We start from the raw sequence: 13,277 nt of genomic DNA on the forward strand, positions 1-13,277 counted from the left end.
CAAGGACGCTCACGCCAACAGTCGGCGGATCGTCTCGTGCCAGGTCACACCTTTTTCGTCCCACAGCGTTTTGGCCGCCGCACCGAGCTTGCGCGCCCGGGCCGGATCGGCAAGCCGCATCATTCCATCAGCCAAGGCCTGAGCCGTCGGCGCGACAACGGCGCCGGTGCTGTCGCTGACGATCTCGAGCAGTCCGCCGCTGTCTTCCACCGTCAGCATGGCCTTGGCGCAGGCGAAAGCCTCCATGGTCACATAGCCCACTGAATCCTCATCGAACGGCAGGTAGGCGCAGGCCAGCGCCCCCGCCGCCCAGCGGGCGATGTCCTCGCGCGGGTGGAAGCCGAACTTCAGCTCGACCTTTTCCTTCAGGTCCAGGCGCTCGATCAGCGCCTCCAGCTCGGCGGCGTACTCAGCGGTCTCCGGCGGCCCGGCAATCACAAGGCGCAGGCCGCCTTTGGTCCTTGCCATGGCCTCAATCAGCAGATGCTGGCGCTTGCCCGGCGCCACGCGGCCGCCGGCGAAGATGTAGTCGCCGTACTCGCCCGGAACGAACAGTTCCTCATCGTTCAGCGGCGGATAAAGCACCTCGCTGGAAAAGCCGTTGAACTTCTTCAGGCGGCCTTGGGTGGTCGGCGAGTTGACGAAGATTTTGCGGCAGTCCGCGAAGCACTGGTCGTCGGCGCGGTGAATGGCGCCTTGGATCGCCCGCCCGTCAGGATCATCGCCCAAGTGACCCTGGCCGGCGATGTCCAGGTCATAGGCCTGACGAAACTGGTGCAGCAGCCACAGCACCTTGTTCTCGTGCGGGATCAGATAGGCGGGGAACTTCAGCCCGATCACCCGGTCGACGTTATAGAGCTGGAACGCCTGGTTCATCACGATCTCGTCGATCAGGCGCTCGCGCGGCGCCCAGGCGAAGGGCACGCGCAGAAGTTCAGCCTGAACACCATGCGTGGCGTTCAGCTTGCGCACCAGATGGTCCGCCAGCTCCTCGGCCCCGCCCCGGATGAAGGGTGCCGCGTTGTTGACCACCAGAACCTTCATGCGGTGAGGCGCTCCACCACGGTGTTCCAGTCGATCTTCAGATCCGACAGGCGCTTGAGCGAAGCGTCGCCCATCTTGCCGGCCAGTTTTCGGTCGAGCCACAGGCGGTCCATCACCTCAGCCAGGGCGACAGGATCGGGCTCGGAGACAAAGCCGTTGCGGCCGTTCTCCACCAGCTCCAGAACGCCGCCGCTGTCGGTGGTGGTGAGCACGGCCTTGCGGGCATGCGCGCCCTCCAAGGAGGGGTAGCCGTAGCTGTCCTCGTCCTTGGGCAGGTAAGCCACCGCCAGGGCCGGAGCGATGACCTCGGCCTTCTCCTCCTCGGTGATCCAGCGGTCGTCGAAAACCACCTTGTCTGCCACGCCGAGGCTTTCGATCATGCCGCCGATCTCGGCGCCATAGGCCGGGTTGGAGGCCGTGCCGCAGAGACGCAGCTTCACGCCGCTCCTCACATGCTGCATCGCCTCGATGAGCAGGGACTGGCGCTTGTGCGGCTCCACCCGGCAGACGACCACGATCTCGTCGCCATAGCCGTCGTGGCGGAAGCGTTCTGGCTGGTAGATCGGCGGATAGAGCGGGTCGGCCTTGATGCCGTTGAAGTTCATCAGGCGGTCGGCCACCACCTGGCTGTTGGTATAGACAGCGCGCGCCTCCTTGATGGTGCGGGTGTCCAGATCCACCAGCGCCTTGCGCACCGCAGTCGACTTGGCGTCCACCGGCACGCCGTAGGGGGTGTCCCACAGGTCGTAATAGGCGCGGATATGGTGGATGAACCACAGCACCTTGTTGGGGTGGTCGATCACATGAGCCGGCGGTCGAAAGCAGATCACCCGGTCGCAGGTGTCCGTCAGGTCCAGCAGCCGCCATGCCGCCGTCTGGTGCAGCAGCTCATCAGGATGGTCGATGAATGGCAGATAGAACCGCTCAACCTGATGCCCATGGACGCGCAGCTTCTCCTCCAGCCATTCGACAATGAACCGGGCTCCGCCGTTGATGAACGGTACGAAGGAGGAGACAAGCGCGATCTTCACGGGATCAGGCCAGGACCTTGTCGAGCGCGTCGACCACGCGGTCGATGTCGGCTTCGCTCAACAGGGCGTGAGTGGGCAGGTTGATCCCGCGACCGGCGCAAAGCTCCGCCTTGGGGAAGGGGCGTGTCGCCAGATGCTGGTAGGGCGGAAGAACATGCATGGGATGGAAGACCGGGCGGGTCTCGATACCCAAGGCGTCCATGTCCAGCATCACCTGATCACGTGACTTGGCGACGCCATCGCCCAGCTGGATCGTGTACATCCAGTAGACGTGGGTGGCGTAGTCCTCGACCACGGGCAGGATCACTCGGTCGCCCAGACGAGCCATGGCCTTATCGTAGAAGGCGGCCACACGGCGGCGGCCATCCAGGTGGTGGTCGATCCGCTCCAGCTGGGCCAGGCCGATCGCGGCCTGGATGTTGGTCATGCGATAGTTGAAGCCGATGATCGGGAACCAGTAGCGACGCGCCGGGTCCATCCCCTGACCGCGCAGCAGACGCAACTTTGCAGCCAGCTCATCGTCATTGGTGGTCACCATCCCGCCTTCGCCGGTGGTGATGATCTTGTTGCCGAAGAAGCTGAAGACGCCGACATCGCCGAGCGAGCCGGTCATTCGGCCCTTGTACTGCGCGCCGACAGCTTCGGCAGCATCCTCGATGACGAAGAGGTTGTGCTTCTTGGCGATGGCGTTGATCGAATCCATCTCCGCCGGGTGGCCGTAGAGATGCACGGGCATGATGCCGCGCGTCCTGGGCGTGATCAGCGCCTCGATGTCCGCGGGGTCGATATTGAACGTGCGCGTCTCGTTCTCGGCCAGGACGGGGGTCGCACCGCAGTAGCTGACGGAATTGGCCGAGGCGATATAGGTCAGGCTGGGGACGATGACCTCTTCGCCGGCTTTCAGACCAAGCGCCGTCAAAGCCAGATGCAGGGCCGTGGTGCCGTTGTTGCAGGCGATGGCGTGCCTGACGCCGCAGTAGTCCGCGAACGCCTTCTCGAACTCGCTGATGAAGCGGCCCACCGAGGAAATCCAGGTGGTGTCCAGGCATTCGTTGACATACTCGCGCTCGCGTCCGTCCAGGACCGGAGCGGCCACGGAGATGCGGGGAAGGTGATCTGCCATTGTTCTTCTCACACCCGGCCGGTTACGCGGGCCGGAACGCCCATGGCGAGCGCACTCGCCGGAATGTCATGGACTACACAGGCGCCGGCCCCAACCACGGCGTCTTCACCGATGTGGCGGCCCGGAATGACGCTGCTGCCGACGCCGAGAAACGCCCGCTGCCCCACGGTGACGTCGCCCGCCAAGGCGCAGCCGGGGGCTACGTGCGCCGCTTCGCAGATCAGCCCGTCGTGATCGATCACCGCGCCGGTGTTGATGATGGCCAGGTCGCGGATGTCGCTCTCGGCGTTGATCACCGCGCCCGCCATGATGGCGATCCCGACGCCGAGCCGCGCCGACGGCGAGACACGGGCGAAAGGACTGACGGCGTTGACCAGCTCAAGACCTGCCCGCTGCGCTTTACGACCAAGGCGCAGGCGCAGGCCGTTGTCGCCAATGGCGATGAAGGCATGCGTCACGCCCTCGGCCTTCAGGCTCTCCAGTCGGGAATCGTCGCCTATGACCGGGGCGTCCACCACCGTGCGTGGCGTCGGATCGGCGTCCAGCACGCCGAAGACCTCATGACCGCTGGCGCGCAGCAGTTCGATCACGACCTTAGCGTGACCTCCCGCGCCCAGAACGATCACCGGTCCGGCGGACATGGTCAGCCGCCGTGCCGCTTGAGATCGGCCTGAACCATCTCGGTCATCATCTGCTCGAGGGTGGTGGTCGGCTCCCAGCCAAAGGCGTTCTTGGCCTTGGCGGGGTCTCCCAATAGGATGTCCACCTCGGCCGGGCGGAAGAACTTCTCGCTGACCACCACGTGGTCCTCGTAGTTCAGCCCCGCCGCCTTGAACGCGATGTCGCACATTTCACGCACGGTCACGGTGCGGCCGGTAGCGATCACGTAGTCGTCGGGGGTGTCCTGCTGCAGTATGCGCCACATGGCGTCCACATAGTCGCGGGCGTGACCCCAGTCGCGCTTGGCGTCGAGATTGCCCAGCTCAACTTTGTCGGCCTTGCCCAGCTTGATCTGGGCCACGGCGTCCGTGACCTTGCGCGTCACGAACTCGAGGCCCCGCAGCGGGCTTTCGTGATTGAAAAGGATGCCGCACGAGGCGTGCAGGCCGTAGCTCTCGCGATAGTTCACGGTCAGCCAATGGCCGTACATCTTGGCCACCGCGTAGGGGCTGCGCGGATAGAACGGCGTGGTCTCGCTCTGGATAGGCTCCTGGACGCGGCCGTACATCTCCGATGAAGACGCCTGGTAGAAGCGGGCCTTCGGCGCCTCGATGCGCACGGCCTCCAGGATGTTGGTGACGCCAAGCGCGGTGACCGATCCGGTCAGATGCGGCTGGTCCCACGAAGCCCCGACGAAGCTCTGGGCGGCGAGGTTGTAGATCTCGTCCGGCTGCACGTCGCGCACCACGCGGATAAGCGAGCTCAGGTCCAGCAGATCGCCCAGGACGATATTCACGCGGTCGATCACGCCGATCCAGCGCAGGCGCTCCAGCATGGCCTCGGGCGAAGCCGAACGGCGCACCATGCCATAGACTTCATAGCCTTTGTTCAGGAGCAATTCGGCCAGATAGGCCCCATCCTGACCGGTCACGCCGGTGATCAACGCTTTTCTCGACATGCGCGTTCGCGCCCTTCTTATTTTGTCTGGTTGCGCGACGGTTCAAACGGCCCCGCCCGCGACTTCGGCGGGGCCGTCACAGGATGAGCTGACGCCTTATTCCTCGCGCATGGTCTTGCGCAGGGTGTTGGACAGCGGCTCGAACAGGTACTGCAACACCGTGCGTTCCCCGGTCGGCACGATCACCTCGGCGGGCATGCCGGCTGTAATGCGCTTGGCGACTTCCTTGGGCAGGTTGCTGTCGTCCACACGCACGATCGCCAGGAAGTAAGCGCTCTTGCTGGCCTCATCGATGATGCGGTCCTTGGAGATCGACTGGATAGTCCCCTCAAGCACCGGGATCTTGCGCGAGTGGAAGGAGCTCAGCCGAACCTCGGCCCGCATGCCATTGTGAATATTGTCCACATCGGTCGGTGCGAACTGCGCATGGATCAAAAGATCCTCGTCTTCCGGCGCCACATCCACCATGGGCTCACCTGGACGAATGACCGCGCCATTGGTGAAGACCCGAAGATTTTGAACGACGCCGTTGGCGGGCGAAACGACATTGATACGCTTGACCTGATCGGCCGCAACGACTTCGCGTTCGCGGATGTCAGCGATCTTCACGCGGACCTCGGCGATCTCTTGGCTGACCTGCTCATAAAACTGCTGCTGCAGCTGGCGGATCTTGAGGCCGACTTCACCCACCCCCTGCTGGGCTTTGGAGCGGTCCGCCTGCAAACGCCCGATCGATCCGTTCAGCGACGCGCGCTCACGCTCCAGGGCCAGCAGACGCGGACGGGGTACGAGGCCCTTCTCGTAGATCGTGCGAAGGCCGACCAGTTCGTCGTCCACATAGGCCACCTGCTCACGCAGGCCGCTGCTCTGACGCTCGATGCCTTCGATCTCGCTCTGGAACTGGGACTTTTGCGCGTTCAACACGTCAATCTGCCCGCGAACCGTCGCGCGGCGCTCAAAGAACTGCTTTTGCTCGTCGGCGACGGCCCTGGCCACGGCGGGATCGCCGGCGGCGTTGTTCAGCTCGGCCGGCCAGGTGATCGACGGCTGGTTGTCACGTTCGGCCGAGAGGCGCGCTTCTTGGGCGAGTAGCGCCAAAAGTTGGTTGCGGGCGATTTCGAAGCTGGCGTTGGCCTGAGTTGGATCCAGCTCGAAAAGAAGCTGGCCTTTGCGGACTTCCTGACCTTCGCGCACGTGGATCGCACGCACGATGCCGCCCTCAAGATGCTGGACGGTTTTCTTGCTGGTCTCGTTGGAGAGCGAGCCATGGGCGATCACGGCTGCGTCCAGCGGAGCGAAGGCCGCCCACAGGCCCAGCACCCCGAACGTCAGGATGATGATCGCGTAGCCGAAGCGGGCCACGCCCTTGGACTTGTCCTGAGGGTCGATGATTTCCGACAGCTTGGGCAGTTTGAGAAACGGGTTCATGTTCTAAGCCTCGTCGGTTCAGGCAGGGGCGCCGGAGGCGGGCGGGGCGGCGGGGCGCGGAGCGCCCAGCAGCTTGCCCAACATCTCGTCGCGCTTGCCCACGTCGGCGATCACACCGCCGTTGACCACCATGATCGCGTCGGTGATTGCGAGCAGGTTCGGCTTGTGCGTGGCGAACACCACGGTCTTGCCTGCCGCCTTGAGCTTGCCGATGGCCTCCGCCAGCGCCTGCTCGCCCGCGGCGTCCAGGCTTGCGTTAGGCTCATCGAGGACGACGAGCGCCGGCATGCGGTACACAGCACGAGCCAGAGCAATACGTTGGCGCTGACCGCCGGACAACGTTGCGCCGACTTCGCCGATCGGCGTGTCGTAACCATTGGGCAGCGTCTGCACCATTTCATGAACGCCGGCCAGGGTGGCGGCTTCGATGACGTCGTTGGCGTCATAAGCGGCGAAGCGGGCGATGTTCTCGGCGACAGTGCCGCTGAACAGTTCGATATCCTGCGGCAGGTAGCCGATGTGGCGGCCAAGTTGCTGCGGGTCCCATTGCTTGAGATCAAAGCCGTCCAGGCGAATGGCGCCGGCGACCGTCGGCCACACGCCGACCAGACCTCGCATCAGGCTCGACTTTCCTGCGGCGCTGGGGCCGACGACCCCGACCACAGTGCCCGGCTCCAGGACGAAGCTGGCGTTGCGCAGCGTCGGCGCCGAGCCGCCCGGCGGCATGATGGCTGCGCCTTCCACGGCCAAGCGACCTTTCGGCTCCGGAAGCGGCATGCGCTCCTCGCCTTCGGGGCTTTCGCGCAAAGTGACCTGGAGACGATCCCAGCTCGTGCGGGCGCCGACAAAACCCTTCCACTGGCCGACAGCCTGTTCGATCGGCGCCAACGCTCGGCCCACGATAATGGAGGCGGCGATCATGGAACCGGGCGAGATGTCGCCCTTGATGGCCAGGTAAGCGCCGCCGCCCAGGATCAGGGTCTGGACAACCTGACGGAAGAATTTGATCCCCGACATCATCGCGCCGCCGGAGTCGCTCGCAGACGCCTGCCACTTGATCTGTTCGTCGCGCTTGAGCTTCCACCGCTCTTGCAGACCGCCCCACATCCCCATGGCCTTCATGACCTCGGAATTGCGAAGCGTGGCGCCGACGTCGTTCTGGGCGGCGATCGCGGCGGTGTTGGCCTGCTTCAGCGGCTCATTGGTCACGCGATCATTGGCGAGCGCCAGACCGAAGATGATCAGCCCGGAGATGATCGCCAGCACGCCAAAGAACGGGTGGAGGATGAAGGCGACAATGACGAACACCGGAATCCACGGAACGTCGCAAAAGGCGATCAAGCCGGCTCCGGTAAGGAAGTCGCGCACCTGGTCCATGTCGCGGAACGACTGCGGACCCATGCCCTTGCGCTTGAGCGTCGAGTCGAGCACCGCGCCGAACACGGGATCTCTTACCTCGCTATCGAACTTAAGGCCGCCACGGACCAGCACCTGAGTGCGAAGCGCTTCCAGGAACCCGTAGATCACAAACAGGAAGATCACGATCAGCGTCAGGAACAGCAACGTCATCTCGTTACGGCTGGTCAGCACGCGGTCGTAGACCTGCAGCATGTAGAGCGGGCTGACCAGGGCCAACACGTTGATGAAGAAGCTGAACACAACGGCCGTGAAGATCGCCGGCTTGGCGACATCCACGGCGCGGTTGAGTGCGGTGAGCTTCACGTTAGGTTTGGGAGCAGCCATTCAGGGGCCCTAAAGGAACGGCGCCGCGGCGCGGTTCAGGATCGATTCGATCGAGGCGGCGTCTCGACCATGAAAATGCAGCGGAATGTAAGCAAACGGACGGCAGCGGGCTAGATCACGCCCGCATCCGCCCTGCAAGAGGCAGGCCGCTCGCGAGTTAGTTGACGCTGGCGGCATATTGATCCCAGACCTCCAGCACCGGACCGCGGGCCTGGACCTTGCCGGCATGCATCCAGATGGCTTCGTCGCAGAAGTCGGCCAGCAGATTCGGCATGTGGCTGGCAACTAGGGTCACCCCTGAATTGGCGCAGACCGTGCGGACGCGGTCGACGGCCTTGTTGATGAAGTGGGCGTCGCCGGTGGCGATCACCTCGTCGATCAACATGATGTCGCTGTGTTGCGCGGTGGCGATCGCAAAGGCCAGACGCGCCATCATGCCGGTGGAGTAGGTGCGTACCGGCATGTGCAGGAACGGGCCAAGCTCCGTAAACTCGGCGGCCTCGGCCACAGCATCATTCAGGTCGGAGCCGCGCAAGCCATGGAAACGGCCGATCAGCCTCATATTGTCCATGCCGGACTTGTCCACCTCAAGGCCCGAACCGAGACCAAGAAGGCAGCCAACCGTGCCCGTGATGTCGATCTTGCCCTTGGCCGGGGTGATGATCCCCGCGCAGGTTTTCAAAAGGGTGCTTTTGCCCGAACCGTTGCGGCCGATCAGGCCGATGCGCGAGCCGCGCGGCAAGTCGAGGGTCAGATCGTCGATGGCCACCACATGGTCAACGCCCACGCCACGGCCATAGCGGCCGAAGCTGAGAGCGTGCGCGGCGTTGGCGAAGGCCGACTGCTGGCGGTTGGAGATGACGACCGGGTAGGCCACGGTCACGCCGTCGAGGGTGATGTGCGCCATGGCTAGATCCAGTAGCTGATGGTCGAGCGGGTGCGCCCGAAGACGATGACCCCGGCGATGAGACTGACGACCGCGATGCCCCCCGCCACGCCCCAGTTATGGGGCTCGATCTGCCCCCCGGACAGGGGCGTGCGGACGACTTCGAGCAGGTGATAGAACGGATTGATCTGCAGCAGCCACTGGGCCTTCTGCTCCGCCGTTGGCTTCCAGAAGACCGGCGACAGCACGAACATCAGGTTCATCCCTGCCGCCAGGGCCGGAGCGACGTCGCGATAGCGAGCACTGAGGGGCGCCAGGAGCAGCGTGATGCCAAGACCGAAGAGCATGACGATGGCTAGGCCCGGCACAGCCAAAAGCATGCTCGGCTCGAAGGTTGGCCGCACGATCAGCAGCACCACGAGATAGACCAACAGCATGTGCAGGAACATCACAAAGGAGGCGACGATCGAGCGCACAATGTAGATTGGCATCGGCAGCGGATAGCTCTCGATGAACCCCTTGGCCCGCAACAGCGCTGTTGATCCGTCCAGCAGCAGCGAGGACAGCAGGCTCCACACCGGCATGCTGGCGGAGAGATACAGCAGGTAGCGCCATTGGTCGCCGCCGGCGGCGAAGAGGCTCTTGTGGAGGATATAGAGGCCGGCCACGAAGGCGGCTTGCGCAAACACGATCCACAGCGGGCCCAGCGCGGTGCGGCGATAGCGCGCCAACACATCGTCCATGGCGATCGCCCACCAGACGTCCCAGGCGGCGAGCGCGCGGTAGAGCTCCTTCAAGTTCGTCATGAAGTCTGGGCAATCCAGTCGGCGCGGCCAAGCGCGTCAGGCGAGGGTCTCTACAGTAGTTACGCTACTTCGCCAAGGCTCGAAGGCGCGATTGTCACTTCTGCGACATTTCGCCGGCCGTAATAAAGGGAGCCGCGGTTGGGGCCAAGCCCGGAGCGGATCATTACCCCCCGTAGAGGTGTTCGTAAATCGCGTGAGCGTGGCCCACGATGCTGATCGTGCTGCCGTCATCGAAGTTTAAAGTCACACTGGTGACATCCGACCAGTCCGCTGACGGACGCATAAGAGACGCATCGTACAGCACAACAGCATCACCGGTGACAACGATCTCGACCCTTTGGGTATGGGCGACGAAGAAGTCGAAGATCTGCTTAGCCACAGCGTTGTGATCGACATTATCGACCGGCACGGTCGGCTCGGGATTCAGGACCGGAAGCTCCGCGGAAGGGTCGCTTTGGGATCCGCCCTCCCCAGGTTGAGCTTCCACGACAGGAGCGACGACCTTGTTGATCGGAACCGATTCCGCTTGGGTGAGGAACTTCGCCAAAATGTCCGGCAAAGCGCCTTGATGGACGGTCACCTTTGCAAGTTCGCCCTGGGCCAGTGTCTGAACGATCCGGATCGCCGAGACTTCTGGAACCGAAGCAGCGCGCAGATCGATCTCCAACTGCCAACGCTCAATGACCGGCGCATGCAGACTGGAAGCCGTGGAGGTGGACGGGGGCGATGGGGCGATGGCGGAAGATGACGCCACGGGCTCAGCCGTGACTGCGACGGAAGGCGTCATCACGCCCGGCGCCGCCGGAAGATCATGGAGGACCGCCGACACAGCGAGCAAGCTCTTGATAGCCGGATCAGCGGGACTGAAGGAGAGCGCGCTATGCGCCTCATTCGTCGTGAACAGGCCCGCCATGCTGTCTTTTGCATCGGCAGATGAAGCGCCCTGCAAAGCCGACGAAGCCCCCGAAACGCCGACAGGCGCCTGCGCTAAAGCCCCATCACGCTGCAGGATCAACATGGCGCTTGTCAGAATCGCCATAGCTTGGGCGCCATCGATTTTGATCGTGCCTTCGCCCGGCGCGGCCACCACCTGAGTGGGGGTCGATGTGCTGGTCAGCATGGCGCGTCGGGTGTCGGACTTGCTCGAACCGTCGTCGGCCTTGGCCTCACCCGTCTTGAAAAAAGCGGTGCCTACGATGGCGATGAGAATCGCCGCCGGGTGCAGGAAGACATTGTTGTTGGCGGCTTTGCGCGTCTGGACCAGTGGGTGACGGTCGAGCAGATTGCGCACCAAGGCCTGGAAGTTCAGACCCTGGGCCACGCCGTCGTAAGCGGGCGAGGATATGACGTAGTGTCCATCAATGCGGGCAAAATGGATGACCACTTCGCCGTCATCGGCGCGGCAAAAAACGAACCAAGGCTCGCCCTCATCGGAGACGCCGCGGTCGGTTTCGATCCGCAAGCCCGCCTGGATCAGAGCGCTTTCGACCCGGTAGAACTCGGCGATCTCTGCCTGAGTCCAGTCCTCCGGCAAAGCCGCAGGCCGACGAAAGAGATTGATGACCTGTGCGACCATGCGCGGGGGCGACCCTTAAACCAGCAAAAACCGGTTAGGCTTCAAAAAGGATCCCATAGGTTATCGGATCGTAAAAACGAAGCAACTCGCGCACGAATTCGCGGGAGTCCACGTTAAGCGCTTCAGCCCAATCGCGGTAGCGATCCGGCGGGATGCGGCCGCGTCCGGTCTCCAGCTGGGAGATGAACGTATAATAGTCGGCGCCTACCAGCGCGGCGAGTTGGCGCTGAGACAAGCCCGCAGCCTCGCGCTGAGCCTTGAGCCAACGACCGCCTTCTTTGCGCAAGTCCTGCGCTTCGCTGGTGTTTAGACGCTGCGGATTGCCGTACATGGCCGGAACCTCGCCCCCATGCCGACCAGGGCCGACAGATAGATTGCTGAATTGCTCCGTTTCTTAACGCATAAAGCGCCACGGTACAAGCGTCACTTAATATGACTTTGCTGTACACCACCCTCAGATGATGCCGAGGTCACGCCAGACGGCAGTGCGGCTTTCCAACTCAGGACCAAGCTGCGAGACGAGGTGCTCTACAGCCGCGGTGCCTTGCAGCGCCTTGTCGCCGTGACGCAATGCCCGGCCGTTGCTTGCCAAGCGCTCAACTCCGTAGCTTGCGATCTCTTTAGGGGTCTTCTTGCCGGCGAGAAGGGCGCCCAATAGTATTAGATCATTGCCGGCAGCGTTCAGAGCCGTGCGCGCGCGCGGCGCGACAATGATGTGATAGCTGGAGCCCTCAAAGTAGGCGTCGACCAAGAAGCGGTTTAACGCGCCTGCACTCTCCGGCACGGAATTCGTAATCGGCAGGACTTGCCGAGAGTGAACGAGCAGGATCACCGCCTGCAGAGCTTTGGCGTGATCGCGCCCAGGCACTGTGGCGACGATCTGCGCAAAGGTCGCCGCCCCTTTCTCGAGGAGATCAAGGATCGGATTGTAGACGTCAGGAGCGCCTCCAGCCTCCCCTACCGGCCCCTGGAACGCGATCTTCACCGCGGACCGCGGCGCCGTCAGCGCAAACAGCGTCTTAGCCAGAGCACGGCCTTGATCAGCGGCGTTCAGATGGTTCAGGCCCCTGCAGTACAGGTCACGCCGAAACATCTTGTTGTTTGCGTAGTCCTTGGCGAGTTCCTGCCAAATCCGGTCTTCAGGCATATGCTGTTGAAGAAGCCCTGCGACGCCAGGTGGCAAGGAAGCCGCCGGAATATTTTCGATCAGCGTTGCTGAAGCTAGATAATCAAGGCGCGCCTCGCCGAACTGCTCCGCGATCTCATTAACGTAAAACCCGCGCCAGTTTGCATTGAGGAACTCGTGCGCCAGATATGCGGGCGGCTGTTTGCGCATCGTTTCGAAGCGGCCCATCACCGATGGATTCGATTTGAAATAGAGTGCACTCACTTCGTTCATGACATCGGCGAACTTCACGAAGTCAGGAACGTGCAGATCCGAGCGCTTGGGATTGCGTAAGTAGTGTTGCCGCGCGAGGTGGCGCAGCGGAGCCATAACCGCCCATCCAGGCAAAGCGTTGTAAGACGCGTAGACCAACCCGCCCGGTTTAAGCGTGCGGTCGATGAAGCTCACGAGCTCCTGCCGATTCGTATCGGAGACCCAAGATAAGATGCCATGCAGAACGATAACGTCGAAGCGCGGCAACTCGTCGGCATGTTCGAGGGCCTGCGCAAAGCTCCAATCTCGGAGCTGAACATTCTCCAGCCCCGCCGCATCAGCCATGCGTTGCGCATTAACAATTTGCGAGGGGTTGAAATCGAGCCCCCAGAAGTTCGCCTGCGGGTGCACGGCAGCCAAGGCGTTCAACGTCACGCCTTGGCCGCAGCCTAACTCGCAATAAGCGAACTTGCCCTGAAGGTTCGGGGCGTGGAAGCCATTAGCGAGACTCGCAAACTCCAAATGGGACGGGGCGAGTTCGGCATGGAAGAACGACGTGTATTGCACGTCAGTCGTGTAGCCTTCGTTCCAGGTGCTCATGCACCCTTCCTAACGCGGGCCACAAAAAAAGAAAGCCGGCCCGA

12 protein-coding genes are annotated in these 13,277 nt (G+C 63.0%); all 12 read right to left on the bottom strand.

The window, feature by feature from the left end; all coding sequences use genetic code 11:
• Positions 1–9: 9 nt before the first annotated feature.
• The 12 genes from P7B02_RS06950 to P7B02_RS07005 all read right to left on the bottom strand — a co-directional run bounded on the left by P7B02_RS06950 (position 10) and on the right by P7B02_RS07005 (position 13,233).
• The gene (locus P7B02_RS06950; protein ID WP_277785596.1) at positions 10–1,044 is read right to left on the bottom strand and encodes a glycosyltransferase family 4 protein; all 1,035 of its coding nucleotides are present in this window, start codon (positions 1,042–1,044) and stop codon (positions 10–12) included.
• Positions 1,041–2,075, bottom strand: a complete 1,035-nt coding sequence (locus tag P7B02_RS06955) for a glycosyltransferase family 4 protein (protein WP_277785597.1) — start codon at positions 2,073–2,075, stop codon at positions 1,041–1,043. The genes P7B02_RS06950 and P7B02_RS06955 overlap by 4 nt, the downstream gene beginning before the upstream one ends.
• A gap of 4 nt (positions 2,076–2,079) precedes the next feature.
• Positions 2,080–3,198 carry a DegT/DnrJ/EryC1/StrS family aminotransferase gene (locus tag P7B02_RS06960; RefSeq protein WP_277785598.1) on the bottom strand — a complete coding sequence of 373 codons (1,119 nt, stop codon included), beginning with the start codon at positions 3,196–3,198 and terminating at the stop codon, positions 2,080–2,082.
• Between the two features lie 8 nt (positions 3,199–3,206).
• Positions 3,207–3,839: an acetyltransferase gene (locus tag P7B02_RS06965; protein WP_277785599.1), complete on the bottom strand. Its 633-nt coding sequence runs from the start codon at positions 3,837–3,839 to the stop codon at positions 3,207–3,209.
• A gap of 2 nt (positions 3,840–3,841) precedes the next feature.
• Positions 3,842–4,816 carry a GDP-mannose 4,6-dehydratase gene (gmd, locus tag P7B02_RS06970; RefSeq protein ID WP_277785600.1) on the bottom strand — a complete coding sequence of 325 codons (975 nt, stop codon included), beginning with the start codon at positions 4,814–4,816 and terminating at the stop codon, positions 3,842–3,844.
• Positions 4,817–4,912: 96 nt separating this feature from the next.
• Positions 4,913–6,244, bottom strand: coding sequence for an HlyD family type I secretion periplasmic adaptor subunit (locus P7B02_RS06975; protein ID WP_277785601.1), 1,332 nt, complete (start codon positions 6,242–6,244; stop codon positions 4,913–4,915).
• A gap of 18 nt (positions 6,245–6,262) precedes the next feature.
• Positions 6,263–7,987: a type I secretion system permease/ATPase gene (locus P7B02_RS06980; protein ID WP_277785602.1), complete on the bottom strand. Its 1,725-nt coding sequence runs from the start codon at positions 7,985–7,987 to the stop codon at positions 6,263–6,265.
• 157 nt (positions 7,988–8,144) lie between these two features.
• Entirely contained in the window at positions 8,145–8,894 is a 750-nt protein-coding gene (locus tag P7B02_RS06985; protein ID WP_277785603.1) for an ABC transporter ATP-binding protein, read from the bottom strand.
• A 2-nt stretch (positions 8,895–8,896) separates the two neighbouring features.
• Positions 8,897–9,679 carry an ABC transporter permease gene (locus P7B02_RS06990; RefSeq protein WP_277785604.1) on the bottom strand — a complete coding sequence of 261 codons (783 nt, stop codon included), beginning with the start codon at positions 9,677–9,679 and terminating at the stop codon, positions 8,897–8,899.
• Positions 9,680–9,842: 163 nt separating this feature from the next.
• On the bottom strand, positions 9,843–11,255 hold the full coding sequence (locus P7B02_RS06995; protein ID WP_277785605.1) for a hypothetical protein: 1,413 nt from the start codon (positions 11,253–11,255) through the stop codon (positions 9,843–9,845).
• A 34-nt stretch (positions 11,256–11,289) separates the two neighbouring features.
• Entirely contained in the window at positions 11,290–11,586 is a 297-nt protein-coding gene (locus tag P7B02_RS07000; RefSeq protein WP_277785606.1) for a helix-turn-helix domain-containing protein, read from the bottom strand.
• A gap of 123 nt (positions 11,587–11,709) precedes the next feature.
• Complete coding sequence (locus tag P7B02_RS07005) at positions 11,710–13,233, bottom strand: class I SAM-dependent methyltransferase (RefSeq protein ID WP_277785607.1); 1,524 nt, start codon at positions 13,231–13,233, stop codon at positions 11,710–11,712.
• Positions 13,234–13,277: the final 44 nt, after the last annotated feature.

It is taken from the genome of Caulobacter segnis, from assembly GCF_029543125.1.
GTDB classification, from domain to species: domain Bacteria; phylum Pseudomonadota; class Alphaproteobacteria; order Caulobacterales; family Caulobacteraceae; genus Caulobacter; species Caulobacter segnis_D.

Excerpts from the sequence above, each read along its gene's own strand:
- P7B02_RS06965 (WP_277785599.1), bottom strand. The coding sequence starts at position 3,839 with ATGTCCGCCGGACCGGTGATCGTTCTGGGCGCGGGAGGTCACGCTAAG.
- P7B02_RS06950 (WP_277785596.1), bottom strand. The coding sequence starts at position 1,044 with ATGAAGGTTCTGGTGGTCAACAACGCGGCACCCTTCATCCGGGGCGGG.
- P7B02_RS06960 (WP_277785598.1), bottom strand. The coding sequence starts at position 3,198 with ATGGCAGATCACCTTCCCCGCATCTCCGTGGCCGCTCCGGTCCTGGAC.
- gmd (WP_277785600.1), bottom strand. The coding sequence starts at position 4,816 with ATGTCGAGAAAAGCGTTGATCACCGGCGTGACCGGTCAGGATGGGGCC.
- P7B02_RS06975 (WP_277785601.1), bottom strand. The coding sequence starts at position 6,244 with ATGAACCCGTTTCTCAAACTGCCCAAGCTGTCGGAAATCATCGACCCT.
- P7B02_RS07005 (WP_277785607.1), bottom strand. The coding sequence starts at position 13,233 with ATGAGCACCTGGAACGAAGGCTACACGACTGACGTGCAATACACGTCG.
- P7B02_RS06980 (WP_277785602.1), bottom strand. The coding sequence starts at position 7,987 with ATGGCTGCTCCCAAACCTAACGTGAAGCTCACCGCACTCAACCGCGCC.
- P7B02_RS06990 (WP_277785604.1), bottom strand. The coding sequence starts at position 9,679 with ATGACGAACTTGAAGGAGCTCTACCGCGCGCTCGCCGCCTGGGACGTC.
- P7B02_RS06985 (WP_277785603.1), bottom strand. The coding sequence starts at position 8,894 with ATGGCGCACATCACCCTCGACGGCGTGACCGTGGCCTACCCGGTCGTC.
- P7B02_RS06995 (WP_277785605.1), bottom strand. The coding sequence starts at position 11,255 with ATGGTCGCACAGGTCATCAATCTCTTTCGTCGGCCTGCGGCTTTGCCG.
- P7B02_RS07000 (WP_277785606.1), bottom strand. The coding sequence starts at position 11,586 with ATGTACGGCAATCCGCAGCGTCTAAACACCAGCGAAGCGCAGGACTTG.